The organism is Wolbachia endosymbiont (group A) of Cydia strobilella (assembly GCF_964026745.1).
GTDB classification, from domain to species: domain Bacteria; phylum Pseudomonadota; class Alphaproteobacteria; order Rickettsiales; family Anaplasmataceae; genus Wolbachia; species Wolbachia pipientis.
On sequence record NZ_OZ034694.1, the window covers coordinates 890,452 to 914,929 of the forward strand.

Here is a 24,478-nt window from a genome sequence, read left to right on the forward strand (position 1 = left end):
TGTACTGTCTATAGCAATTTCGATATCTTCCATATTATTTTCTGCAATCATTTATCTTAATATTAAGTTTCTCAAACCTTCTTGATGCTTGTGAATAGCTGATAACTGCCAAATCTCTTCCTATTTGTTGCAAATACCCTTTTATAAACCCGACTGTTTGTCTTAAACCAATTCTAAAGAAACTGACGATTATATGCACCAAAATCACAACTTTATCACTATAAATATAGTTGCCGCCCTGCATTTTTGGACAATTCTCGTACCAATTTTCTATGGCGTCATTGATATAACAAAAAATGCTTCCTCTTTCTTGGAGAAATTTGTTATATTCATGGCAGTTACTGACTCTCATTTTTTGTGGCATATTTTTTCTTCAACAGTTAAATGGCTATTTATAATGAATTTTGTCAGTAACTGCCAGTTCTTTTCACTTGAGCGATGCAACAAAGCCCACTGGGATCCAGTTTCACCTTGTGATGGTGTCATGAAAGTAGCTGACACTGGTTTCCATCCAAGACGGTGTCATTCCTTACTATTACCCACAAATATAAATGGACTAAAAAGTAAAATATTACAATATTAAAGTTTGCAAATATTGAGGGTGTAAAATGGCAAGTAAAAGTAGTGAATGGGCTAAAAATGAATTTGGAGATAAAAGGTTAACTGAGCGATTAGTAAAGATTGCTGATATGTTTGACAAAATTACCTGAAAGTTAGATTAATCAAGCATGTGAAAGTTGGTCAGAAGCAAAAACAGCATAACGTTTTTTTCAAAATGAGAATGTAAAAGAAAGTGATATTTTAGCTACACATATTAATAAGACGGTTGAGAGAACAAAAGCTCACAAGAGGGTTCTTGTCATTCAAGATACCAGTTACATTGTATATAATAACCATAAAAAAACAAGCGGATTAGCAAATTTGTCCAGTTATGATACTGCAAAAGGTATTATAATGCATACAGCTCTTGCCGTTAGTATAGAAGGTTTGGTACTAGGGATACTAGATCAAAAAGTTTATTCAAGACCTGAAGAAACTGAGAACCTTAAAAAAAAGAGCGATCGCATTGAAGATAAAGAAAGCGTAAAGTGGTTGGAAACTTTAAGAAAAACAAATAATATTATTGATCCAACTCAAACTGAGACTATAACTGTATGCGATAGAGAAGCAGATATATATGACTTTTTTGAGCTTGCACATAATCTTAATTCGGCAGTGCTAGTTAGAGCATGCAGAGATAGAGCAGTAAATAGAAAATCTCGATATCCTGAAAAAGGTGAGCAGAAGTTATGGGCATTTATTAAATCCTCTCATTGTGCAGGTACGGTAGAAGTTGAAGTTCCTGTAAAAGATAATAAGCCAAAAAGAACAGCACGTTTGGAAGTTAGATTTGGAAAGTTTATGATGAATCCATCTAAGAATAATATTAGGCATAAGACGGAAGAACTACCTAAATTACCACTTTATGCAGTTTATGTTGTTGAGAAAACTCCCCTTCCCTTAAAAAAAACCGCTAGAATGGATGCTATTAACGAATCTTTCAGTTAATACTTTCGATGAAGCTGTTGAAAAAATTAGTTGGTATTGCCTTAGATGGAAAATAGAGATATTACATAAAATTTTAAATCCGGTCTCAAAGTTGAAGAATGTAGGCTTGGAATAGCAGAAAGACTAATGAGATATCTAACAGTTATGAGTATTATTGCTTGGAGGATCTTCTTTATTACATCAATTGCAAGAGCTAACCCAACATTACCATGTACTACCTTATTAGCTGAAGAAGAATGGAAAGTTTTATACGTTAAAATACACAGAAAACCATGTCCAAGTGTAGTTCCCAACATAAAAGAAGCTGTTTCATGAACTTGGAGGCCATTTAGCAAGAAAAAATGACCCAAAACCAGGACCAATTACTCTTTGGAAAGGATATAAACGTCTCTTTGATTTAGCAGAAGGATGGCGACTTGCTCACGAACTTTATATTTGTGGGTAATAGTAAGTTGTTAGGGGGATCTGGAGATACCGCGGCGGTATGACGTAGGGAAATCTTACTTATTATAGCTATAGTTCTACATGAATTACAAAAGTAATATTTACTAGATCTTAATATTTTAGATCTATATTTTAATAAATAATGAGCTGTAATTAGTATGAATAATCCATTTAAAAGTGAGAACTATAAAAAAAATCTCGATTCTCTGATCAAAGCTGTAAAGCTAGGAAATGCAGAGAAACAATATAACAAAACGTTAAGGGATTTATCTCATGCATTAGAAGGTTTTACAGGTGAGGCAAAAGGTATAGCTGAGTTTGTTATATATACTGACTTGAACAATTATGTAGAACAGCCATTAGGTCTTTTTAAAACATTAATGAATAGAATTTTGGGAAAAAATTTTCCAACCAAGAACAGTAGTATAAGTAATTCTGTAAATGATGAGTTGTCAAGTTTCACTTTAGAAACAGCAGCTAAGTATACAAGAATTTTAAAAAAAATTGATCTCTTGGAACAATTAGAAAAAGATTTCAGAAAAAATAATATTTTAAAAGATTCTTTAAATTTAGAACAAAGTGAAAAGAGTCAAGGAAAAGATAGATCACACGAAGTGAGTTTGGAAGGTAGAAAGCAAAAGGAAGGTACTTTTGAGCTGCGAAAAGAAGAACAGCCGAAAGAAAAATTAGGTGGTAATCGCATGAGGCAAATAAAGCGACCAACAACAGCACCTCCGGCTGCTCCAGATTCGAGGAAGGTACGCTTTAAATCAGAAATATCCTCAGATGGAGAAAGCAAGGCAAAGTCTACATCTTCTTTACTAAAAGGAGCTAATAGTTTTAGTATGCCTGATGCTAAGGAAAATCCTTTATATGAGCAGAGAGAAGATTCAGGCTATGGAAGTTCATTAAATGAAGAGTCTGTATACAAAGAGATATCAAATTATCAAGAGAAGAAGAGTAAAATTTTAATAGAAAATTCGCAGAGTTCAAAATCGCCCAAAGAAGAGCCAATTTATGCAACAGTTCCTAAAGAACATATAGAAGCAAAAAGAGAACGTAAGCAGAAACAACAACCTCAATCCCTCGTACCACCAAAACCACCGCAAGTGCCAAAAAAAATGTTTACTACTGGTCAAGAAGTTAGACAAGAATCGAAAGTGGTAATCAAAGATAAACCTGCAGTACCGCCAAAGCCTAAAAATCTAAGCCGTGCTAATCAAAAAGTAAGCACAGAGCCAAAAGTAGTAGGAGTAATTCTTAAAAAATCAGCTGAAAGAGTACCACTAAAATCTGAAAATCAAGACAATAGGAAATCAGCACAAAAAGCTGCTGGTAAGGCGATACCAAAAGTAGCAGCAGCTACTATGAAAGGAGGAGCTAATCGCGAGATGGGCAGTAAAGTAAAGGCATTAAAAGAAAAATTTGAGCAAAATCAAGCAAAAGGAAATGCTAATGTACAGCTTGCTGAAAGCAAAACCACTCCAGCAGCACAAGCGGATATCGGTGTGAAGAAAAAACAATCTCATTCATTTCTAACAGAGAATAAAAGATCTGCAACGAAACACGTAACAGCAAAATCTGATCCAAAATCTCATGTCAGCAAAAATTCCCTTCTCACGCATGCAAATGTAAAGGAAATGGTTGCACAAATTGAGAAAGGAAAAGGAGGAAGATAGTAACATTTGGGAAAAAAACATATGTGTCAAGTCAAGAGATTGTGAGCAAATTTAGGAAATTATAGCTAAACTGACTTAGATTTACCGACAATTTGAAAAACCGTCATTCCGCTAACTATAGTATTTTCAAAAGCGAATGATAAAGGTATAATATGTTTTTTTAAAGTAGGGAAAGCGATGGTATATAGTGTAGATTTAAGGGAAAAAGCAGTGTCTTTGGTAGAAAAAGGAAAGTCAAAGGTTGAAGTTGCAGAGGTTTTTGAGATAGGGATAGCAACACTATATAGATGGCTAAAAAAGAAAGCTACTGGCCAAGGTCTCAAAGCGGTAAAAAGTACTGGTTTTATTCGAAAAATAGATCCAGAAATACTCAAAGAATATGTCAAAAAACACCCAGATCACACACTAGCAGAAATGAAACAAAACCTTGGCTTTGGGATAAGTGCAATTTGGTATAGATTAAGACAGCTAAAAATAACCTTTAAAAAAAGTCACATTCTATCAAGAGCGCAATCAAGAAGATAGGCAGCAATTTATCGATAAAGTCTCAAAAATAGACCACTGTAGCATTTTATATATAGATGAAGCAGGAGTTGATAATAGACTATACCGAGAATATGCACGAGCTCCAAGAGGAGAAAAAATATATGCTGATGTTCCAGGAAAAAAGCGGGAAAGAGTGAGTATAATAGGTGGATGAGAAGTTTATTGCACCAATGACCTTCACAGGAGGGTGTAATAAAGATATATTTAATGTATGGTTAGAGCGAAGATTACTTCCACAATTACAGCGTGATACAACCATAGTTATGGATAATGCTACATTCCATAAAACTCCCAAAACAAAGTCATTAATAGAGTCTTTTGGCTGTCATTTGCTTTATCTTCCAACATATTCACCTGATCTAAATCCGATAGAGCATTGTTGGCACACCATCAAAAGTTGCCTCAGACCTCTAATGCATCAATGTACAGACTTACACCTTTTAGTTGGTAATACCATTTTAGACGTTTATCATTCGTTTTAGAAAATACTATAGTTGAAATAGCGCAGTTACTCACCCCATAAATTTGGTGCTCTCTTTCAATCAAAGGTGTCTTGCTGCTTGAAATGTTTTCTTTGTAAAAATTTGGCTTATCTTTATATCATCTCATTCAAACAGCATTAACATAACTTATGCCTTTTTTGGATGTAGAAATTTTCTAGGAATTGTCTTTTTGAATTCTATGGTATTTTGTTTAACATTGAAACAAGAGGCCAGTGTCACGCACTGGCATGACACCCATTTGTTCCTATAGTTGTCTTTTCTCGTCTACCTTATTTTGCCACTCTGCTGAACAGATACATAAAGAAAGTGGAAAATTGGACATTCTCAACTCGGCTCCTGCAGATTAAAAATTAAGTTGAATAAAAATTGGATTTGACGCAGTTTTTTCCCATAGTTTAAGAAATTAAAAGTTTAACGATTAGAATTATAATTACAAACCACAATAAAAAATAGACTTTTCCATTTGATTTATTTTTAATTTGGATGTTTTCTAATTTTTTATCAGCTATTAGGTTTAATTTTTCTATAAGGCTAAATATCCCTTGGATTGTTTTTACAGGATAAGAACTTCTAATTTTTTCCCTATACCCTATTTTATTTTCATGTTGACTGCTTATCCACGCTTCAACTACTTTCCACATATTGATTTCTGAGTAGATCTTTCTACATGTCCCTTCCAGTAAAATCATAGTTTTCTGCAGCAATAACAATTGTGTTTGAACTTTCATATCAAAATCACCAGTTATTTTTAATAGCTGAGCAAGTAAACTAGCAAATGAAATCTTCTGTATAGGCTGCCCAATAATGGGTTCACCTATTGCCCTGCAAGCTGTGACAAAATTTCTATGCTGTGATGAAACATAACCAGCCCTAAAGTGCATTTTTGCAACGTGATCATAATCCCGATTTAAAAAGCCTTTGAGTATCTCTATAACGTAATAGCATGTCTCACGATCTATTCTACCCATGATTCCACAATCCAGGGCAATAATATTGTTATTACTATCAACCATTAGATTTCCAGGATGCATATCAGCATGAAAAAAACAATCCCTGTATACTTGATTGCAAAACGATTCTATAAGATTGATAGCTATTTGCTTACGATTATTCAGTTTTTCAACTTCGTATATTGGCGTTGCTTCTATCCATTCTAATGTTAAAACCTTTTTCGAAGTTCTATTCCAATCTATTTCAGGTACGTAAAAACCTCTGTCATTTTTTGTGTTTTCCTTTAGTTCCGAAGAGTGAGCAGCTTCAAAACGTAGATCTAACTCTAATCGGCAAATTTCAGCAAAAGTTTTGACTAATTCAATTGGCCTCAGCCTTTTTGATTGTTCACTAAATTTTTCTGCAATTTCTGCAAGCCAAGAAAGCATTTTTATATCCCTTGAGAATGTTTTCTCAATATTTGGCCTTAAAACCTTCACAGCAACTTCCTTACCCTCAGTTGTAACCGCTCTATGCACCTGAGAAATCGATGCTGCTGCAATTGGCTTTTCAGAAAAGCTTGAAAAAATGTCGCTCAATTTACAATTAAACTCACTTTCTATAGTTTTAACTGCTATTTTATGTGAAAATGATGGCAATCTATCACATATCAATAACAAGTTATTTGTTATATCCTCATTTAAAACATCAGTACGTGATGAGATAGACTGCCCAAACTTAATGAACACCGGACCTAATTTTTCAAGAGCACACTTTAGCTTGTGGCCTTGTATTTTATTTATTGATTTTTTTGATGGTGGAAGTAAATAAGGTAATATATTGTAACGCGTCAGCACCGTAGTTATGTGCAGAAGACGCAAAATATTTTGAATCATTTCGCTGCGTAACTGCTAAATATTTCATTTAGGGTTCTATTTTTCATAATCTCATCAGGCTTGCCTTGGCAATAGATAGTATTATTTATACAAATTATGTAATCTGAGGATGGTAGAGCAGAGTTAAGATCATGAGAAGTCATAAGAATCGATACCAATCGTTTTTTTGCTATTTTATTTATAATATCATAAAATTTAGCCCGCGCGTTAATATCCATTGCACTAACTGGTTCATCTAGAATGATCAAGTCAGGCTCTGCAATTAAACAACGTGCAAGCAGTAATAATTGTGTTTGCCCTGCAGAAATTTCTAACACTTGATTTTTCAAAATGTTACCGATACCAGCCAACTCTATCGTTTCTGTAATAATGGATTGATTTTTCTTTAGTCTTTTCAAGGAGCTATTTAAAAGAAAATATTCAACTGTTATTGGCATCAAATTACTAATACTAAAATTTTGCGGCATGTAGCTAATTTTTGTGTTCTCAGCTAACACAATATTTCCAGTATAATTTTTATTTATACCAGCAATTGCTTTCACTAAAGAGGTTTTACCTCCACCATTTGGACCAAGTATTGTAATTATGTCTCCTCTTTCCATGAACATATTGATATTGTCAAGGATTCTTTTACCATCATATGCGAGAGCAAGATTTTCTATTTTTAGAACACGATTATTGACATTATTCAATTTATTGACAAAATTTAACTTCTTCTCAACGTTTATATGAGACATTTACTGGCTTTTTTTCTATTACTTTCACTTACACTATACTATAATATTGCCTTTTCATCCAATTTAAAAGTTGTAGCTACAATCAAACCTATCCACTCACTTGTAGCTTCTGTTACAGAAGGGATTTTAGAACCGGAATTGCTTGGCTATGCAACATCTGCACATAATTATATATTAAAGCCATCTGATGCGAGTAATTTAGAATCAAGTGACGTTATATTTTATGTTGACGATAACTTAGAGACGTTTGTTCAAACTTTCGCCAAAAATAATAAAGAACTAGTGCAATTGTCAAAGGCAATCAACCTACTTCCTACTCGGCCACATTCATTTTCTAGAAAAATCACTCACATTCAAGATGAAAAAGATTTACACATGTGGCTGAGTCCCGAAAATGCAAAGAGCATGATACTTTCTATAAGTGCAACATTGTCTGACATAGATAAAGGAAATTCCCATCGATACAGTTCTAATGCAACAAAAGCTATAAAAAAAATAGACCAAGAAGTAAAAGAAATCATGAAAGAACTGAATGATTTTAAAAATCAAAAATACATCGTTACTCATGATGCTTATCAATATTTTGAAAAATATTTCGGTCTAAATCATCCAAGCGCTATTCTTTCCATAGAAGAGGATTCTTACATAGGTATGAAGAGTTTAATGAAGCTAAAAAAGATAATGAAGGAAGAAAACGTTAAATGTATATTTGCTCATTCACAGGAAGATAGCATAAAGCCTAACGCCCTTTCTAATGACGCAAAAATGGTAGTTCTTGATCCTATTGGATCAGACATAGAGCCTGGAAAAGATGCATATCTAGCTATAATCAATAGCATTGCACAAAATTTTAAGTCTTGTTTTGTTGAGTAATAAGTTCCCTTTTAGCTTACTGTTTTATTGTTCTACAAATCAAGAAGAAGTGAGTTTACAACAAATGGTGTCATTCCAGTCTGGAATCCAGCTTTTTCATAATCATCAAAACGTTGTATTTTAACATAAAATGGCTGCTTTTATGCTTACTAACTTAATAAAATTCCTGGATCCCAGTGGGCTTTGTTGCATCACACTTTATGAGATGGTGATTTATGGTAAATTCATGTAACTATCTCAAATTTAGCCATACCAATATCAGTGAATTTATTAAGCAAATAGCATTTAGTTCTTTTTCTCGATTTATCTCAGATTTATTCCTAAAACTAAATCCGAATATTTGCTTTAATCTTGAGAAAAACCCTTCAATATAAGATCTTTTCCCATAATTTACTTCTTTTTTCCATTCTTTCATGCCATCTTCACCGTATAATTTTATTAACCTAATAGCAGCATTCCTGTCAGACATATAATCTATTTCTGGATGTTCTGCCGCATTGTTTATTGGTGGAATTTTTGTCTTTATATCATATTCGTTACACAACTTATAAAACTTGTGCCTATCACATGCTCTATCTGCATATAGTGCTTTTATGGCATGCTGAAAATCAACTTCTTTTAGCAAATCACAAGCTCCATAGTGATCAGAGTAGACACCGTTACTGTATTTTACAGCTATGGCTTTTTTGTTGTTTATATTCAACATTACGTGCAATTTTCTCGTTTGCTCATAGCCACGATATTTTCTGTCAGTGCTATTTTCCTTGCTGTGTGTTGTTGTATATACTAATTCCTGTACTGTCTATAGCAATTTCGATATCTTCCATATTATTTTCTGCAATCATTTATCTTAATATTAAGTTTCTCAAACCTTCTTGATGCTTGTGAATAGCTGATAACTGCCAAATCTCTTCCTATTTGTTGCAAATACCCTTTTATAAACCCGACTGTTTGTCTTAAACCAATTCTAAAGAAACTGACGATTATATGCACCAAAATCACAACTTTATCACTATAAATATAGTTGCCGCCCTGCATTTTTGGACAATTCTCGTACCAATTTTCTATGGCGTCATTGATATAACAAAAAATGCTTCCTCTTTCTTGGAGAAATTTGTTATATTCATGGCAGTTACTGACTCTCATTTTTTGTGGCATATTTTTTCTTCAACAGTTAAATGGCTATTTATAATGAATTTTGTCAGTAACTGCCAGTTCTTTTCACTTGAGCGATGCAACAAAGCCATCCCAGTGTCAAGCACTGGGATGACATCGTAGGGGTGCTGGCCTGATAACCGTCATCCCGCTACTTGTTAGCGGGATCTAGAGATACCGCGAATGAATCGCGGTATGACGGTTCGCGGCGGCATGACGATAAGGTTTATACCTTGTCATCCCAGTGCTTGACACCGAGATTGATTTATCTTGTCTACCTTATTTTGCCACTCCGCTGAACGGATACCATATTATGCAGGTTTAGAATTATGCTTTATTCTTACGTTTATGTCTTGGCCCAATACAATCAATAAGTTAAGCAAGTATTCTAAGGAGAACCCTTCGATTTTTGACCTATTGATTTGAGATACTTTAGGTTGATCAATCTTTAGAGCGTTTGCTGCTTTTTTCTGTGTTGTGTACTTCTTACTTATTAATTGTGCAATGACCTTTATTAATTTCAGTTTTGTATCTTTCACATCCCCCAACTCTACTATTATAGGATAACTTAATTGTAAATTTTGCATAATAATAAAATTCCTTATAAAAAAATTACTTTAGTTTTTCTTCTTTAAATAACACATGCCTTCTGACTACTGGGTCATACTTCCTAAACTCCAGTTTTTTGGTGAGCTTTTTTGGATTACGCTTTTTTACATAAAAATAGCCAGTTGATTTTTCTTCACCAGTTTTTGTTATCTTGATTGCAGTGCTGACTAACTTAACGAGCAAAGAAGCATTTTTTTTCGCCATACTTATAATGATATAATAAATTCTATGCGAGTTTATTACGCAAAATACTAAAAGTCAATCGAATAATGCAGATTGCAAAATCCTTGACAATCAACAGTGCATTAAGTAGCATAAAGTTAACTTCAGAATAAAAAGCAAACGGTAAATAAGTGACAAATAGTGGTAAAAGGGTATTATTGATAGAAAATTCTATCTGTTCTAATGAGGTAAGAGTTGCCTTGTCAATTAATAACAAGGTTGTAGAATTTGAACAAGAATTCAAGGAAAAAAAACAATTAAGAGGTAATATATACGTTGCTTATATAAAGCGTATAGAGCCTTCTTTGCAAGCCGTATTTATTGAATATGGGAAAAATAAGCAAGGTTTTTTGTCTTTTTCCGAGATATCTCTAGATTACTTCAACATTCCAGAAAAAGAAAAGGAAACTATCTTTGAGGGCTACTCAAATGACGATTGTATAGAAGAAGCCTCAGCAAATGTTTCTTCAGATTCTGCAGCTAGTAAGAATGTCAACGGATCAGGTAGTGGTTTTGTAAGAGAGGTACCTTTATATAAAAAATACAAATTACAAGATGTTATTTCAGTAAATCAAAAAGTATTGGTCCAGCTAACTAAAGAGGAACGAGGCAATAAAGGAGCTTCATTTACAACATACATAACTTTAGTGGGTAGATACTGTGTTTTCATGCCAAATTCCATGAGCAAAGGTGGAGTGTCCCGCAGAATTGAAGATGCTAATGTCAGAAAGCAGTTAAAGGAGATACTGAGTTCAATAAACTTGCCAAAAAGATCAGGTTTAATAGTAAGAACTGTTGGTTCAGGAAAAAATAAGAAAGAAATTGAGCAGGATTACAATTACTTATCCTCATTATGGCAGAGCATTCAAAAAAATGCCTTCTCTGTAAACGTTCCATCATTAATTTACAATGAAGCAGATGTAATTATGAGATCTGTTCGTGATTTTTGTAGCGATGGTATAGAAGTTATAGTGTCTGGAAAGGAAGCTTTTGAGGCAGTTAGGCAATATGCTAACAATGCACTAAAAGGTAGTAAGTTGCGCTATAGATTGTATAGAGGTTATGCTCCGATCTTTACTTACTACGGAATCGAAGATCAAATTTCTGAGTTATATAGCAATAGAGTAGAATTGCCATCTGGTGGGTCTTTGATAATAACTTTAACTGAGGCGTTTGTTTCAATAGACGTAAATTCAGGAAAGATGACAGGAGAAGATAGCATAGAAGAAACAGCTTATAGAACCAACATGGAAGCAGTACCTGAAATATCAAGACAGGTGAATCTTAGGGGCCTATCAGGATTAATAGTAGTCGATTTTATTGATATGTTGAAATATCAGTATTGCAGAGCTGTTGAGTCTGCTATAAAGCAAGCGTTTAAAGATGATAAAGCTAAAGTTCAATTTAGCTACATAAATGACTTTGGTTTAATGGTATTTTCAAGACAAAGAATTAAACCAAACATACAAGAAATTAATACTACAGAGTGTTTACACTGCAAAGGTACTGGAAGAGTAAAATCAAACGAAGTAATTGTTTCATCAATACTAAGGGATTTACAACATATTGCTAACAAGAATCGAAATAAGTCTTTTGATTTAGTAGCACACAGTGCAGTTATAGCGCACATTTTTAATAACAAACGCAATACAGTTTCTACAATCGAAAAAGAGTTTAATATTACATTGAACGTTAGTATTGATAACAGTTTAGATGTAAATACATTTGTTTTAAAACAAGGAGATGATGTTAATTTAAACGGTTATAAGCCATTACAGAACTCTGGATACCAAATTGGGGATAGCAGCAATGAAGAAGCTGATAATTCAAATAAACTACGAGGCAATTTTTGGCTGACTAAGTGGCTTTCGCGCCTTTTAAGTTCTAATAACTAATTAGAAACCTAAATTGGGCTTGTAATTAATGAGCCCTATACTTATATATTCTTATATCAGATAATATTTACAATGGGGTACTCATTATGGGAAGAGCAATAGGCATAGATCTCGGAACAACAAATTCTTGTGTTGCAATAATGCAGGGCAAGGATACAAAGGTAATAGAAAATAAAGAAGGGGCAAGAACTACTCCATCTATAGTTGCATTGACTTCTTCAGGAGAAAGGTTGATTGGTGCTCCAGCAAAAAGGCAAGCAACCACCAATGCAAGTAATACCTTTTTTGCTACTAAGAGATTAATAGGCCGTCAATATAGTGATCCTGAGGTGAAAAATCTAAGTGTACCATACAAAGTATTTGCAGCAAAAAGTGGTGATGCATGGGTTAAAACAACTGATAATAAAGAATATTCTCCTAGTCAAATTGGTGCATTTATACTACAAAACATGAAAGAGGCAGCAGAAGCTTATCTTGGAGAGGAAGTAAAAGATGCTGTGATAACAGTGCCAGCATACTTCAACGACTCTCAACGTCAAGCAACAAAAGATGCAGGAAAAATTGCCGGATTAAATGTACTCAGAATAGTAAATGAACCGACTGCTGCAGCACTTGCTTATGGTCTTGATAAGAAACATGGGCACACAATAGTAGTATATGACCTTGGTGGTGGTACATTTGACGTTTCAATACTTGAAATAGGTGATGGAGTTTTCGAAGTGAAAGCAACAAACGGTGATACCCATCTTGGAGGTGAAGACTTTGATAATGGAGTAGTGAGTTATTTACTAGATGAATTCAAGAAAAGTAATGGCATTGATTTGAAAAATGATCCAATGGCTATGCAAAGAATCAAAGAAGCTGCTGAAAAAGCGAAAATTGAATTATCAAGTGCAATGGAAACGGAAATAAATCTACCGTTTATTACAGCTGATGCAAGTGGTCCAAAACACTTAAATATGAAATTAACGAGAGCAAAACTTGAAAGCTTAGTGAATGATTTAATCGAAAGAACTATGGCTCCTTGTAAAAAAGCTCTTGAGGATGCTGGTTTATCTGCTAGTCAAATTGGCGAAGTGGTTCTTGTTGGTGGCATGACTCGTATGCCAAAAGTCATAGAGAAAGTTAAAGAATTCTTTGGCAAAGATCCACATAGAGGAGTTAACCCTGATGAAGTTGTAGCAATTGGAGCTGCAATACAGGCGGGGATCATTCAAGGTGATGTAAGAGATGTGTTACTACTTGATGTGACCCCACTTTCTCTTGGTATTGAAACTCTAGGAGGAGTATTCACTCCACTTATTGAGCGTAATACTACAATTCCTACTAAAAAATCTCAGGTGTTTTCAACTGCAGAAGATAACCAAACAGCTGTTACAATTAAGGTGCATCAGGGTGAAAGAAAACTGGCAGTTGATAATAAGCTACTCGGTCAGTTTAGTTTGGAAGGGATACCTCCTGCTCCGCGCGGAAGGCCACAAATTGAAGTGACATTTGATATAGATGCAAATGGAATAGCACACGTTTCTGCAAAAGATAAAGCTACTGGAAAAGAGCAAAAAATACGCATTCAATCTTCAGGTGGTTTATCTGATGATGAAATAAATCGCATGGTAAAAGAAGCTGAAGAAAAAGCGCAAGAAGATGAAAAGCGCAAAAAGTTTATTGAAGTGAAGAATCAAGCGGATAGCTTAGTCCATTCTACAGAAAAGTCTCTGACAGAGTATGGTGATAAAGTTTCACCAGAAGATAGATCTGCTATTGAAAATGCAGTTAACGAATTAAAAGAAGTTAGTAAATCTGATAACATTGATGACGCTGATTCAATACAGCAGAAAGTCACTAATCTTTCTCAATTATCTATGAAACTTGGAGAAGCTATGTATCAAGCATCTCAACAAAATAGTGCTGAAAATGGCTTTTCATCAGAAGGAAATCCAAATGATAAAGAGGAAAAAGTAGTAGATTCTGATTATCAAGACATAGATAATAAAGAAGAGAATAAGTAATTGCGATTGTCATCCAAGTAGCTGATACTGGGATGACAAGATGACAAGAGGAGCATATTGTTGCTTAAAGAAACCATTATGGATATTATTAAAACAATAGAAGAAAAGATACGCGATTCGATAGATGTAATTGATATCAACATTATCGATGAATCAGCAAAGCATGCTGATCATTATTTTGCTTCATCTTCAACATTACCTTCGCACATTAAATTAATATTAATATCTGACGGCTTTATTGGAATGAGCGTTCTAAAAAGACACAAGTTGATTTATGAGTTATTGAAGGGTGAGATAGAGCTAATACATGCAATTTCTCTTCACTTGTATACGCAAGATGAGTACAATTTAAAAAATAAATAATAAAAATGTGAAGGAAGAGTCTATATTAGTTAAAGCAGGAAGAAAATTTAATGACTATAAAGGTTCCATGAACCCGCCAGTTTATCATTCTTCTACCATATTATTCCCTACTTACAAGGACTACTTAAATGCAGCAAATGGAGAAAGTATATACGATGTAATCAATGATGGTGTTGCAAGGGATTATAGCTACAGTAATGTTGGTACTCCTACTGTTCATTATCTTTCAAATGCACTGGCTGAAATTGAAGGGAGTGGACAAGCGCTTATTTATCCTTCCGGACTATTTGCACTTACTTTTGCTATTCTAACTTTCGCTAAAGCAGGCTCGCACGTTTTAATTCAAGATAATAGTTATTATAGGCTTAGGAGGTTTGCAGAAAATGAGCTACCAAAAAGAGGAACAGAAGTAACTTTTTATGATCCAACACAGGATATAACTGATTTAATTCAGAGTAATACTTCATTGATAATGATCGAGACTCCTGGTTCTGTAACGTTTGAGATTTCAAATATAGAGCATATAGTAAAAGTTGCTAAGGAACATAAAATTGTGACCGTTTGTGACAATTCATGGGCCACTCCTTTGTTATTTAAGCCGCTTGATTATGGAGTTGATGTTGCACTATATGCGGTGACAAAGTATCTAGCCGGTCACTCAGATTTAGTGATGGGAGCTATGGTTGCTGAAGGTGAAACTTTTAAATTGCTTTATGAGAGCTATAAAAATTATGGAGTAACCATTCAATCGCACGACTGCTACCTTGCACATAGGGGACTAAGAACACTGCACACACGTATAAAAAGGCACCAAAATACAGCAATGGAAGTGGCAAAGTGGCTAGAAAAACATTTAAAAATCAAAAAAGTTTTGTACCCAGCACTTCCCTCCCATCCTCAACACGAATTATGGAAAAGTTACTTCAAAGGAGCAAGTAGCGTATTCAGTATAATACTGGATAGAGAATATTCATGTGAAGAACTAAGCTGCATGGTTGATCATATGAAAATTTTTAGTATTGGTGCTTCTTGGGGAGGGTGCGACAGTTTGATATTACCAATAGATCGTAGATCTATGTCAAGATCTGTAATGAATTCAGATTATGGTGGAAGTTTCATGCGGATATTTTGTGGACTAGAAGATTCTGAGGATTTGATCTCTGATTTAAATGCTGCACTAGCAAGACTGCCATGTTTGAATATCAAAGCTGGCAGATGAAACTGAGAGAATTACTGCATAACATTATTGATGTTAACTTTGATATTGAAATCAAGGGCGTTACATGTAATCCCAAGAGAGTCAAGGAAGGTTATCTTTTTGTTTGTGTGTCAGAAAGGAGTAAAGAATACGCAACATGCGATACTGGAATCCATATCCTTCCTACTGAATCACAGTGTTACGTACACAACTGTGTAGACGTTGTGATACAAGGGGCCAAGAAAGATGTCATCCCAGTGCTTGACTACTTGGATCCAGAAAATTTAATTGCAAATGAGCACACTAGGCAATTGTATAATAAAAACTGGATTCCAGTGTCACGCACTGGAATGACAGATACTTCGAGCTTTGCAGTGCTTGAACACCCAAACCCTCAAGAAATATACAGCGAAATAGTCAGCAGGTTTTATCAATTCAAACAGCCCAAATATGTTGCTGCTGTAACTGGTACAAATGGTAAAACTTCAGTAGTAGAATTTTGCCGCCAGATCTGGCAAAACTCTGGCTATAATGCTGCGTCTATTGGAACACTTGGAACATGCATCAATAATGGCAGAAAAGGTAATAGCAACAGCCTTACCACTCCAGGTGCAGAAGACCTTTACGCAACATTGCGTGGTATAAGTGTAGAACACTTAGTGTTGGAATCATCAAGTCATGGGATTGATCAATACAGAATCCATGGATTAAAGTTGAGTGCTGCAGCTTTTACTAATTTCTCGCAAGATCATTTAGATTACCATAAAAGTCTTGGTGGATATTTAGAAACTAAAAAAAGGTTATTTTACGAAGTATTACCAGAAGGAAAAACAGCGATTTTAAATGCGGATATAGATGAATACGGCGCATTGCTTAAAATAGCTGAAAAACGCAGTAATAAAGTTGTGACTTATGGAAAAAAAGGCTCTGATATTACTTTATTAGAGCAAACATCAACCCCTAATGGTCAACATCTTACAGTAAAAATTGATAACCAAATTTACAATACATTTTTCCCAGTTTTAGGAAAATTTCAAGCATATAATCTGCTATGTGCAATTGGTATATCTGGATTAAATTACAGAGAAATATGCGTAGAAAAACTCGTTTCTCCACCAGGAAGAATGGAAAAAGTGAAACCTTTTGCATTCGTGGATTACGCTCATACTCCAAGTGCGCTTAAACAAGCCCTATTGTCTTTAAAATGGCATATCAACAAAAAAATAATTCTAGTTTTTGGATGCGGTGGAAATCGCGATCAGACGAAACGTTCAGAAATGGGCAAAATAGCACAAATGTATGCAGATAAAGTAATAATTACAGATGATAATTCGCGTGATGAAGATCCGGCAAAAATTCGCCACGATATTTTGCTACATTGCCCTGATGCACTGGAGATAGGAGGTAGGAGAGAAGCTATAGAGAAAGGCGTAGATATTGCCTATAACGAGGGTATGATTCTGCTAGTTGCAGGAAAGGGAAATGAGAAATTTCAAATTATAGGCAACCAAACTTTTGAATTTAGCGATGTTGAGGTTATTAAAAATCATGCCTTAACATACTGATTTTCGCAATGGGCTTACCTCCGCTAATGTGCGAATATTGAAGCAAAAGTGATGTCATCCCAGTGCTTGACACTGGGATGGCTTTGTTGCATAGCAACTGAAAAAATCTGGTGGCTACTGACAAAATTCATTATAAAATAGCCATTTAACCTTGAAAGAAAAAATATGCCACAAAAAATGAGGGTCAGTAACCATAGCGAATATAACAAATTTCTAGAAAAAAGAGGAAATATTTTTCATTATATCAACGAAGCCATAGAAAAGTGGTACGAGAATGGTCCAAAAATACCAGGTGGCAACAATATTTATAGCGATAAAGTTGTAATTTTGGTGCACATAATAACTTGTTTATTTAGAATAGGCCTGAGGCAAACAGTTGGGTTTATAGCAGGATACCTTGAGCAAATTGGGAAAAATTTGCAAGTTATCAGCTATTCACAATCATCAAGAAGGTTTAAGAAACTCAATATTAAGATCAATGATTGCAGAATTGATAAAAATAATATGGAAGATATCGAAATTGCTATAGACAGTACAGGAATTAGTATATACAACAACACTCCTGGTCATAGCAAAGAAAATAGCGAAGATAGAAAGTATCGCAGCTATGAACAGACAAGAAAATTGCATGTAATGTTGAATACAAACAGCAAAAAAGCCATAGCTGTAAAATACAGTAACGGTGTCTACTCTGATCACTATGGAGCTTGTGATTTGCTAAAAGAAGTCGATTTTCAGTATGTCATAAAAGTACTATATGCAGATAGGGCATATGACAGAGAAAAGCTCTATAAGCTGTGTAATCAATATGGTATAAAAACGAAAATTCCTCCGAAAAACAACGCAGCAGAGCATCCAAAGTTAGACTATATGGCTGAGAGAAATTCTGCAGTCAAGCTCATAAAGTCATATGATGAAGATAGTATAAAGAAGTGGAAAAAAGAGATGAGTTATGGAAAAAGATCTTATATAGAAAGTTTTTTCTCGCGACTGAAACAAACATTCGGGTTTAGTTTTAGGAATAAATCTGAGACAAATAGAGAGAAGGAACTACTTGTTAAATGCTATTTGCTCAATAAGTTCACTGATATTGGTATGGCTAAATTTGAGATAGCTTCATAAATTTATTGTGCGTTACCTACTATCCGAAGAGCGATGCAACAAAGCCATTCCAGTGTCAAGCACTGGAATGACACCTCTGGGCACTGCCGTCATAAAGGAACCAGTGTCAGCTACTTTCATGGCATCAATAATTGACCTCGACTTACCGTCCAACTAGAAAGTTGTATATAGAATGACAGAAATCCAGATGTTATTTACTTACTTTCGATCTTTTCTATCAATTTTTTAACTAAGCCTCTTAGCTTTTTACTGGATTCATCAAGCTCTTGAATCTGCGAGCTGTGCTCTTTCATTAGTTCCTTATAGTTACCTCTTATGTAGTCAATCATTTCCTTCATCTGAGCAATCATCTTGTTAACATCCATACTGCCCAAATCAGGTATCATGCCAGGCATAGCCCCTTCTAACATACCGCCAGCCATAAGCTGCTGAGACATTTGCATAAATGGTTTTAAAGTCTGATTAAGCAATTCAGGATCCTTGGCTAATTTTTCTATTTGCTCTTTGCAAGTATCCATATACTGCTTCATAAATTCATCTTCTTGCCCTTTATCTATCATAATTATAACCTACCTAAAAATACGTGTCCTTTATTATATATTATTTTAAAATTAAAAACAATACAAAATACCTGTCACAATTGCATTAATACTTTTTAAATAATAAAAAATGCTCCTTTGCTTATAAAGGGTCACATACCTTCTTTAACCATTCCTTATCTTTTACGCTATTTTCTAAGTTTTTATAGACAAATTGATGGTAGCCATTTATCCATTCAATTTCATCCTTAGTAAGCATTTGCACATTTATTAGTCTTCTATCATATGGAATAGAGGTCAGTTGTTTAAAGTTTAAGAAGCCGTTTTCTTGCCTGTCAACATATATCAGATTTTCAATTCTTATTCCATACTCTCCCGGAATGTAATAGCCAGGTTCGTTGGAAAGTATCATCCCTGGCGTGAGTTTCACTTTATTACTTTTTGATATTGCTTGTGGTCCTTCGTGTACTGATAGGTAACTTCCTACTCCATGCCCTGTACCATGCATATAGTCCATTCCAAATTTCCATAAATGCGTACGTGCTAATATATCCAATTCTCCACCAGTAGTGCCAGGAGGAAAGATGACACTTGCTATAGCAATGTGAGCTTTGAGTACTATTGTATAGTGGGTTATTTGTTCATCAGTTGGATTGCCAATTGCTACAGTTCTTGTCACATCAGTTGTGCCGTCAAGGTATTGGCCACCAGAGTCAATCAAATACAGTCCATCTTTCTGAATTACTTTATTCGTCTTACTGCTTGCACGATAGTGAATTATTGCCCCATTCTCATTAAATGCTGAAATTATTGGAAAACTTAGTTGCTTAAACAAATTCTGCTCTTTTCTGTATTCTAAAATCTTTTCTTCAGCTTCAAGTTCTGTACCAACATTATTTTCAAGCCAATATAGAAAATTTGTAACTGCCACTCCATCTCTGATATGCGCATTTATAGCCCCAGCTATTTCAGTTTGGTTTTTTGCTGCTTTATAAATTAGACAAGGATCTTCTCTCTCAGCTACCTGTTTATCTTTTATTACAGCCATGATACTCATTGGAGTTGTGCTTGGATCCATGACTATTGAATTTAGCTTGTGCAGCGAATTTTCTAGCTCACTAATATCAAAAATATTTATATGATTGCCTAAATTTGCTTCTATAGTTGAATGTTCTTTATCTTGAATAAACAAACCAACATTACCGCTTTTATACAATATAGCACGGCCCAATATACATGGAGTATATTTAGCATTTTCATTTCTTAAATTTAATAACCACGAAATTGAATTTGGATCAGTTAAAAGCACTGCTTCAGCTTCTTTATCTATACTTTTAGCGACTTTTTCACATTTGTCCTTACTACTTTCACCAGCATATTCAATAGAATGTAAAACCACTGCTTGTTTTCGATAGTCACTTTTTTTTCCAGCTAAACAGGGTATTAATTTACAGATATTCTCATACTTTCTTATATCTTCTATGGTAAAATATTGCAAATAATAACCTAGTGAGGCAGTCGATGTTAAGTTTGCTTTTATCCATTCGCGTGGATCCTCTTCTTGTATATTATATACTTGAAAATTGCCCCGATCGAGCTGATTGCGAGCTTGTGTGATATAGCGTCCATCCGTAAAAAATGGGCACTTGTTGTCTTTTGTAACGATAAGTAGCCCATTTGTTCCTGTAAAGCCACACAGCTTTGTTAGCTCCTCTGAATACTCATTTAAATATTCATCTTTAGTATGCAACATAAATGCATCAACGTTTATCTCGTGCATAAAAGAACGAAATTCTTCGATTTTTGACATAGAACACCTCATACAAAATTAGCAGCCACTTTCGTTTTCCTGTTTCTCAAATACACTAATATGCTCACTATCGCTGCAGGAGTGATGCCTTGTATTTGCTTTGCAATGCCAATCGTCGCTGGTTGTATCGTCTGCAACTTTTCTATTACTTCACTTGACAGGCCTTTAACTTGTGAATAGTTAAAATCAATTGGAATTTGAGTGTTAATTTCCTCTCGTAAAAACTTCATATCCGCTTCTTGTCTTATTAGATAAGGTTTGTATTTTGCTTCAATTTCAACCGCTTCGCATATTTCATTCTTAGTTATGCTACCCATTGCGGTGCCATCCCAGCGCGTGATGCTGCTTAACTCCGGCCATATTTCTTGTAATTTATTCCAGTCGATGTTTGGATAGCTAAGTAAATCTAGTGCCGTTTTTCTTATCCCATCATAAGATATTTTGATACCATAAGACCTAAGCTGCTCAGGAGTAATCGTCAGACTCCCTAACTTCTCTTCAAGCTGCTTAATGGATTCAAGTTTATTCTGTAAAACAGAGTATCTCTCATGCGAAACAAGGGAAATATCATAACCTTTTTGTGTTAATCTTCTATCTGCATTGTCTGACCTGATAGCTAGCCTATATTCTGCACGTGAGGTAAATAATCTATAAGGTTCGATCACCCCTTTGGTGACTAGATCATCTATCATTACGCCGATATATGAGTCTGTGCGATGAAGAACAAAGCTTTCTTTTTTTTCAGATGCAGAGAGTGCTGCATTAATTCCGGCAATAATTCCTTGCCCTGCTGCTTCTTCATATCCAGTGGTGCCATTAATTTGGCCAGCAAAATATAGGCCTTTAATTTTCTTAGTTTCAAGAGTATGGCTTAGTTCTCGTGGATCAATATAGTCATACTCAACTGCATATCCAAGCCTTAGTATTTCTGCGTTTTCAAGTCCTTTGATACTCTTTATCATTTCACACTGCACTTCAATAGGCAATGAATTTGAAATTCCGTTCGGGTATATAGTATCATCATTCAAGCCCTCTGGTTCTAAAAATATTTGATGACTACTTTTTTCTGCGAATTTTTTAACCTTAGTTTCAATGGATGGGCAGTATCTTGGTGCTATAATATCATCCAAATACGAAGAAGCTGACCTGTGCAGATTCTCTCTAATTATTTTATGCGTGTTTTCATTAGTATGGGTAATAAAGCATGATACCTGAGGTTGGTTAATTTTTTCTGTGAGATAAGAAAACGGCACAGGTGGATTATCACCCACTTGTTCTTGCAATATTGACCAGTTTATAGTGCCACGATCAAGCCTTGGCGGAGTTCCGGTGCGCAATCCACCTAATTTAAAATTATATTTCTTCAACGTATTTGCAAGTTCTACTGCAGGCTTATCTCCCATTCTCCCTGAAGGAGTTACCTGCTCTCCTATATGAATTACACCTTGCAGGAAAGTTCCCGTAGTTAAAACAACTTTACCTGTTAGTATATGTTCCCCTGAGCTTGTTATTACAGCTTTAATGCACAATTCTCCATTGTTATTACTCTCTATAAGGAAATCGTCAACCGACTCTTCTTTTACCGTCAAATTGTTATAATTTAGAATAATTTCCTGTATTGCTTGCTTGTACAATTTTCGGTCTGCCTGTGCACGTGGTCCCCACACCGCCGCACCTCTGCTGCTATTTAAAATGACTGAGTGTATACTTGCTTGATCGATTGCTCTTCCCATTATTCCATCAAGAGCGTCAACTTCCCTGACTACAACGCCCTTTGCAACTCCTCCGATTGCTGGATTGCAGGACATTTCCCCTATAGTTGAAATTTTATGAGTTATAAGCAGCGTGTTTGCACCAAGGCGAGCTGCAGCAGCAGCAGCTTCGCACCCTGCATGACCACCACCTACTACTACTACATCATATTTATGCATGCCTTCTTGAGTAATTCTTACTCTACTAATATTCTAACTATTAGCGGTTAATGTCAAATTTTACAGTAATTAACTATTTCAATCATCAGTGGCCAATGTATAGCTAACTCACGTCATACCGTCACGGTATCTCTAGATCCCGCTAACAAGCAGCGGGATGACGGTTTTTCAAATTATCGGGTTTTAGTGGGGCGAGCGACCAGGATCGAACTGGCGACATTCAGTACCACAAACTGACGCTCTACCAACTGAGCTACGCCCGCCAAGATATAAAATTTCTAACATAAGAGCGCAAATAGTCAATTGATTATTTAACTCTCCTTTTGCAGAGGGTTTTAAGTTTAGCCAATAAATATTTTCATTGATACTTTTACCATTATAGTTAATCGTATTGACACTAATGAAGTAGTGGTATGTTTAAAAGTATTTTCACATTTAGTTTTTTTACGGCTATTTCAAGGATCTCAGGGTTAATAAGAGATGTATTGATTGCTACGGTTATTGGTGCGAACTCTCTTGCAGACATATTTTTTTCTTCGTTTCGTTTTGCCAATCTATTTCGAGCATTTTTTGCAGAAGGAGCGTTCACTACCTCATTCATACCATTATATTCGACAGAATCATATGATAATAAAAAGGCATTTAATTTTGCAAGTAGTGTAATATCCATTACGTTTATTATCTTAGTAATTTTTTGCCTTATCATGCAAACTTTCTCCCCTTATATGATTCAAATTTTTGCTCCTGGATTTGACCAAAGTAAGTTTACCCTTACTGTTACTTTATCAAGAATTATGATGCCCTACATAATCTTTGTTTCAATTGCATCACTTATTGGTGGAATGCTGCAAGTAAAGCAGCATTTTGCTTCAACAGCTATTGCACCAATCGTTTTGAATCTCTGTTTAATCATCAGTTTGTTTGCGCCTTACGTAAAAACTCCAGCGCACAACCTTTCTATAGCTGTCCTTATAGGAGGAATTTTCCAGCTACTTTTGATACTATTTAGTGCATACAAGTTAAAGGCAGCTTTTTCTTTTAGCCTTGAATTAAGCAATGAAGTAAGGTTATTTTTTAAGCGTGTGATACCTGCAATTATCAACAATTGTGTAACTCAAATAAGCTTATGGATTGATACAATCATGGCGAGTTTTATACCAAATGCGGTGTCCTATATATATTATGCCGATAGACTAAATCAACTACCGCAGGGAATAATCGGTACTGCAATTGGTACAGTGCTTCTTCCTTTAATTTCAAAACAGGTGGATAATACTGAAAATATAGTCAAAATACAGAACAAGGCTCTCAACATAGGATTAATGTTAATTATGCCAACAACTGCTGCCTTTATCATTATTCCCGACATAATTTTACTTACGCTTTTTTCTTACGGCCGGTTTGATCATTATGCAGTGCAGCAAACTGTTCCCACTTTAATAGCATTTTCTCTTTCTTTACCTGCATTTATTATAAATAAAGTATTGCTACCTACATTTTTTGCTAAAGGCAATCTGAAAATACCAACCATATTTTCGCTAATGTGTCTTGGAATTAATGTAGTGCTAAACCTTTTGTTAATGAACGAGTATCAGCATACGGGGATTGCTATTGCTACTTCCGTTTCCACTTGGATAAACTCTATTCTATTAATTAGTTATTTAACAATAAATAAAATGTATAAGGTTAGCCAAGCGTTATTGTTAAATGTCATGAAAATTTTTGTAGCAACGGCAGTCATGTCAATAGCCCTTTATATTTTTAATTCTTTGTTGGCAGGATTATTTTTTGATAAAATGTTGGCTCGTATTGTTTATTTAACGACTTTAATAGCTTTGAGTGTTATTGTTTATTTTGGTATTCTCTATTTAATATTTAAGGGAAACTTTAAGCATGTGTAAATT

24 protein-coding genes, 1 tRNA gene and 2 pseudogenes are annotated in these 24,478 nt (G+C 34.8%); 14 read left to right on the top strand and 13 right to left on the bottom strand.

Annotated features, from left to right (window positions below):
• Window positions 1-34 precede the first annotated feature (34 nt).
• Both AAGD76_RS04415 and AAGD76_RS04420 read right to left on the bottom strand, forming a co-directional pair.
• Window positions 35-364 carry a transposase gene (locus AAGD76_RS04415; protein ID WP_341820230.1) on the bottom strand — a complete coding sequence of 110 codons (330 nt, stop codon included), beginning with the start codon at window positions 362-364 and terminating at the stop codon, window positions 35-37.
• The gene (locus AAGD76_RS04420) at window positions 349-501 is read right to left on the bottom strand and encodes a hypothetical protein (RefSeq protein WP_155975182.1); all 153 of its coding nucleotides are present in this window, start codon (window positions 499-501) and stop codon (window positions 349-351) included. Before AAGD76_RS04420 ends, AAGD76_RS04415 begins: the two co-directional genes overlap by 16 nt.
• 107 nt (window positions 502-608) lie before the next feature.
• On the opposite strand from AAGD76_RS04420, the pseudogene AAGD76_RS04425 reads away from it, so the two are divergent.
• From AAGD76_RS04425 to AAGD76_RS04440, 4 genes and pseudogenes are all read left to right on the top strand, one after another.
• A pseudogene (locus AAGD76_RS04425) lies at window positions 609-1,993 on the top strand (IS4 family transposase).
• A gap of 157 nt (window positions 1,994-2,150) precedes the next feature.
• The gene (locus AAGD76_RS04430; RefSeq protein WP_341820437.1) at window positions 2,151-3,671 is read left to right on the top strand and encodes a hypothetical protein; all 1,521 of its coding nucleotides are present in this window, start codon (window positions 2,151-2,153) and stop codon (window positions 3,669-3,671) included.
• A 177-nt stretch (window positions 3,672-3,848) separates the two neighbouring features.
• Window positions 3,849-4,196, top strand: a complete 348-nt coding sequence (locus AAGD76_RS04435) for an IS630 transposase-related protein (RefSeq protein ID WP_022626382.1) — start codon at window positions 3,849-3,851, stop codon at window positions 4,194-4,196.
• A 167-nt stretch (window positions 4,197-4,363) separates the two neighbouring features.
• A complete protein-coding gene (locus AAGD76_RS04440; protein ID WP_049973597.1) occupies window positions 4,364-4,699 on the top strand; it encodes a transposase in 336 nt (111 codons plus the stop codon).
• Window positions 4,700-5,115: 416 nt separating this feature from the next.
• On the opposite strand, the gene ubiB is transcribed toward AAGD76_RS04440, so the two are convergent.
• Window positions 5,116-6,546: a 2-polyprenylphenol 6-hydroxylase gene (gene ubiB, locus AAGD76_RS04445; protein WP_070356945.1), complete on the bottom strand. Its 1,431-nt coding sequence runs from the start codon at window positions 6,544-6,546 to the stop codon at window positions 5,116-5,118.
• Window positions 6,543-7,283: a metal ABC transporter ATP-binding protein gene (locus AAGD76_RS04450; protein ID WP_038199232.1), complete on the bottom strand. Its 741-nt coding sequence runs from the start codon at window positions 7,281-7,283 to the stop codon at window positions 6,543-6,545. The genes ubiB and AAGD76_RS04450 overlap by 4 nt, the downstream gene beginning before the upstream one ends.
• Between AAGD76_RS04450 and AAGD76_RS04455 the strand changes: the two genes are divergently transcribed.
• Complete coding sequence (locus AAGD76_RS04455; RefSeq protein WP_010962934.1) at window positions 7,275-8,156, top strand: zinc ABC transporter substrate-binding protein; 882 nt, start codon at window positions 7,275-7,277, stop codon at window positions 8,154-8,156. The genes AAGD76_RS04450 and AAGD76_RS04455 overlap by 9 nt on opposite strands.
• A 232-nt stretch (window positions 8,157-8,388) precedes the next feature.
• Here AAGD76_RS04455 and AAGD76_RS04460 read toward each other — a convergent pair whose 3' ends face one another.
• Both AAGD76_RS04460 and AAGD76_RS04465 read right to left on the bottom strand, forming a co-directional pair.
• The gene (locus tag AAGD76_RS04460) at window positions 8,389-8,862 is read right to left on the bottom strand and encodes a transposase (RefSeq protein WP_250296353.1); all 474 of its coding nucleotides are present in this window, start codon (window positions 8,860-8,862) and stop codon (window positions 8,389-8,391) included.
• Between the two features lie 122 nt (window positions 8,863-8,984).
• The gene (locus tag AAGD76_RS04465; RefSeq protein WP_341820230.1) at window positions 8,985-9,314 is read right to left on the bottom strand and encodes a transposase; all 330 of its coding nucleotides are present in this window, start codon (window positions 9,312-9,314) and stop codon (window positions 8,985-8,987) included.
• Here AAGD76_RS04465 and AAGD76_RS04470 point away from each other — a divergent pair.
• Window positions 9,306-9,434, top strand: a complete 129-nt coding sequence (locus tag AAGD76_RS04470) for a hypothetical protein (RefSeq protein WP_264374075.1) — start codon at window positions 9,306-9,308, stop codon at window positions 9,432-9,434. The genes AAGD76_RS04465 and AAGD76_RS04470 overlap by 9 nt on opposite strands.
• Before the next feature lie 188 nt (window positions 9,435-9,622).
• Here AAGD76_RS04470 and AAGD76_RS04475 read toward each other — a convergent pair whose 3' ends face one another.
• Together AAGD76_RS04475 and rpmG are read right to left on the bottom strand one after the other, a co-directional pair.
• The gene (locus AAGD76_RS04475; protein ID WP_010082632.1) at window positions 9,623-9,898 is read right to left on the bottom strand and encodes a helix-turn-helix domain-containing protein; all 276 of its coding nucleotides are present in this window, start codon (window positions 9,896-9,898) and stop codon (window positions 9,623-9,625) included.
• Window positions 9,899-9,923: 25 nt separating this feature from the next.
• On the bottom strand, window positions 9,924-10,124 hold the full coding sequence (gene rpmG, locus AAGD76_RS04480; protein WP_010082633.1) for a 50S ribosomal protein L33: 201 nt from the start codon (window positions 10,122-10,124) through the stop codon (window positions 9,924-9,926).
• A 149-nt stretch (window positions 10,125-10,273) separates the two neighbouring features.
• On the opposite strand from rpmG, the gene AAGD76_RS04485 reads away from it, so the two are divergent.
• From AAGD76_RS04485 to AAGD76_RS04505, 5 genes and pseudogenes are all read left to right on the top strand, one after another.
• Window positions 10,274-12,037 carry a ribonuclease E/G gene (locus AAGD76_RS04485; protein WP_095742804.1) on the top strand — a complete coding sequence of 588 codons (1,764 nt, stop codon included), beginning with the start codon at window positions 10,274-10,276 and terminating at the stop codon, window positions 12,035-12,037.
• Window positions 12,038-12,123: 86 nt separating this feature from the next.
• Window positions 12,124-14,046: a molecular chaperone DnaK gene (dnaK, locus tag AAGD76_RS04490; RefSeq protein WP_341820438.1), complete on the top strand. Its 1,923-nt coding sequence runs from the start codon at window positions 12,124-12,126 to the stop codon at window positions 14,044-14,046.
• Window positions 14,047-14,124: 78 nt separating this feature from the next.
• Window positions 14,125-14,409, top strand: coding sequence for a BolA family protein (locus tag AAGD76_RS04495; protein WP_077188332.1), 285 nt, complete (start codon window positions 14,125-14,127; stop codon window positions 14,407-14,409).
• Window positions 14,410-14,416: 7 nt separating this feature from the next.
• A pseudogene (gene metC / locus AAGD76_RS04500) lies at window positions 14,417-15,650 on the top strand (cystathionine beta-lyase).
• The gene (locus tag AAGD76_RS04505) at window positions 15,625-17,172 is read left to right on the top strand and encodes a UDP-N-acetylmuramoyl-L-alanyl-D-glutamate--2,6-diaminopimelate ligase (protein WP_264329829.1); all 1,548 of its coding nucleotides are present in this window, start codon (window positions 15,625-15,627) and stop codon (window positions 17,170-17,172) included. Before metC ends, AAGD76_RS04505 begins: the two are co-directional and overlap by 26 nt.
• Here AAGD76_RS04505 and AAGD76_RS04510 read toward each other — a convergent pair.
• The gene (locus AAGD76_RS04510) at window positions 17,147-17,296 is read right to left on the bottom strand and encodes a hypothetical protein (RefSeq protein ID WP_264374079.1); all 150 of its coding nucleotides are present in this window, start codon (window positions 17,294-17,296) and stop codon (window positions 17,147-17,149) included. The genes AAGD76_RS04505 and AAGD76_RS04510 overlap by 26 nt on opposite strands.
• A gap of 41 nt (window positions 17,297-17,337) precedes the next feature.
• On the opposite strand from AAGD76_RS04510, the gene AAGD76_RS04515 reads away from it, so the two are divergent.
• Window positions 17,338-18,294, top strand: coding sequence for an IS5 family transposase (locus AAGD76_RS04515; protein ID WP_209472359.1), 957 nt, complete (start codon window positions 17,338-17,340; stop codon window positions 18,292-18,294).
• Between the two features lie 7 nt (window positions 18,295-18,301).
• Complete coding sequence (locus AAGD76_RS04520) at window positions 18,302-18,451, top strand: hypothetical protein (RefSeq protein WP_341820439.1); 150 nt, start codon at window positions 18,302-18,304, stop codon at window positions 18,449-18,451.
• Between the two features lie 37 nt (window positions 18,452-18,488).
• On the opposite strand, the gene AAGD76_RS04525 is transcribed toward AAGD76_RS04520, so the two are convergent.
• The 4 genes from AAGD76_RS04525 to AAGD76_RS04540 all read right to left on the bottom strand — a co-directional run bounded on the left by AAGD76_RS04525 (window position 18,489) and on the right by AAGD76_RS04540 (window position 22,837).
• The gene (locus tag AAGD76_RS04525) at window positions 18,489-18,854 is read right to left on the bottom strand and encodes a hypothetical protein (RefSeq protein WP_064125381.1); all 366 of its coding nucleotides are present in this window, start codon (window positions 18,852-18,854) and stop codon (window positions 18,489-18,491) included.
• Between the two features lie 121 nt (window positions 18,855-18,975).
• On the bottom strand, window positions 18,976-20,643 hold the full coding sequence (locus AAGD76_RS04530; protein ID WP_264374067.1) for an aminopeptidase P family protein: 1,668 nt from the start codon (window positions 20,641-20,643) through the stop codon (window positions 18,976-18,978).
• Window positions 20,644-20,651: 8 nt separating this feature from the next.
• Window positions 20,652-22,574 (bottom strand): tRNA uridine-5-carboxymethylaminomethyl(34) synthesis enzyme MnmG, encoded by a 1,923-nt coding sequence (mnmG, locus tag AAGD76_RS04535; protein ID WP_341820440.1) that lies wholly within the window; start codon window positions 22,572-22,574, stop codon window positions 20,652-20,654.
• A 187-nt stretch (window positions 22,575-22,761) separates the two neighbouring features.
• A tRNA-His gene (locus AAGD76_RS04540) sits at window positions 22,762-22,837 on the bottom strand.
• A gap of 150 nt (window positions 22,838-22,987) precedes the next feature.
• Here AAGD76_RS04540 and murJ point away from each other — a divergent pair.
• Window positions 22,988-24,475 (top strand): murein biosynthesis integral membrane protein MurJ, encoded by a 1,488-nt coding sequence (murJ, locus tag AAGD76_RS04545; protein ID WP_341820441.1) that lies wholly within the window; start codon window positions 22,988-22,990, stop codon window positions 24,473-24,475.
• Window positions 24,476-24,478 lie beyond the last annotated feature (3 nt).

Coding starts and splice junctions, on each gene's coding strand:
- AAGD76_RS04415 (WP_341820230.1), bottom strand. CDS start 364: ATGCCACAAAAAATGAGAGTCAGTAACTGCCATGAATATAACAAATTT.
- AAGD76_RS04430 (WP_341820437.1), top strand. CDS start 2,151: ATGAATAATCCATTTAAAAGTGAGAACTATAAAAAAAATCTCGATTCT.
- AAGD76_RS04435 (WP_022626382.1), top strand. CDS start 3,849: ATGGTATATAGTGTAGATTTAAGGGAAAAAGCAGTGTCTTTGGTAGAA.
- ubiB (WP_070356945.1), bottom strand. CDS start 6,546: ATGATTCAAAATATTTTGCGTCTTCTGCACATAACTACGGTGCTGACG.
- AAGD76_RS04455 (WP_010962934.1), top strand. CDS start 7,275: ATGAGACATTTACTGGCTTTTTTTCTATTACTTTCACTTACACTATAC.
- AAGD76_RS04450 (WP_038199232.1), bottom strand. CDS start 7,283: ATGTCTCATATAAACGTTGAGAAGAAGTTAAATTTTGTCAATAAATTG.
- AAGD76_RS04460 (WP_250296353.1), bottom strand. CDS start 8,862: ATGTTGAATATAAACAACAAAAAAGCCATAGCTGTAAAATACAGTAAC.
- AAGD76_RS04465 (WP_341820230.1), bottom strand. CDS start 9,314: ATGCCACAAAAAATGAGAGTCAGTAACTGCCATGAATATAACAAATTT.
- AAGD76_RS04475 (WP_010082632.1), bottom strand. CDS start 9,898: ATGCAAAATTTACAATTAAGTTATCCTATAATAGTAGAGTTGGGGGAT.
- rpmG (WP_010082633.1), bottom strand. CDS start 10,124: ATGGCGAAAAAAAATGCTTCTTTGCTCGTTAAGTTAGTCAGCACTGCA.
- dnaK (WP_341820438.1), top strand. CDS start 12,124: ATGGGAAGAGCAATAGGCATAGATCTCGGAACAACAAATTCTTGTGTT.
- AAGD76_RS04495 (WP_077188332.1), top strand. CDS start 14,125: ATGGATATTATTAAAACAATAGAAGAAAAGATACGCGATTCGATAGAT.
- AAGD76_RS04505 (WP_264329829.1), top strand. CDS start 15,625: ATGAAACTGAGAGAATTACTGCATAACATTATTGATGTTAACTTTGAT.
- AAGD76_RS04515 (WP_209472359.1), top strand. CDS start 17,338: ATGCCACAAAAAATGAGGGTCAGTAACCATAGCGAATATAACAAATTT.
- AAGD76_RS04525 (WP_064125381.1), bottom strand. CDS start 18,854: ATGATAGATAAAGGGCAAGAAGATGAATTTATGAAGCAGTATATGGAT.
- AAGD76_RS04530 (WP_264374067.1), bottom strand. CDS start 20,643: ATGTCAAAAATCGAAGAATTTCGTTCTTTTATGCACGAGATAAACGTT.
- mnmG (WP_341820440.1), bottom strand. CDS start 22,574: ATGCATAAATATGATGTAGTAGTAGTAGGTGGTGGTCATGCAGGGTGC.
- murJ (WP_341820441.1), top strand. CDS start 22,988: ATGTTTAAAAGTATTTTCACATTTAGTTTTTTTACGGCTATTTCAAGG.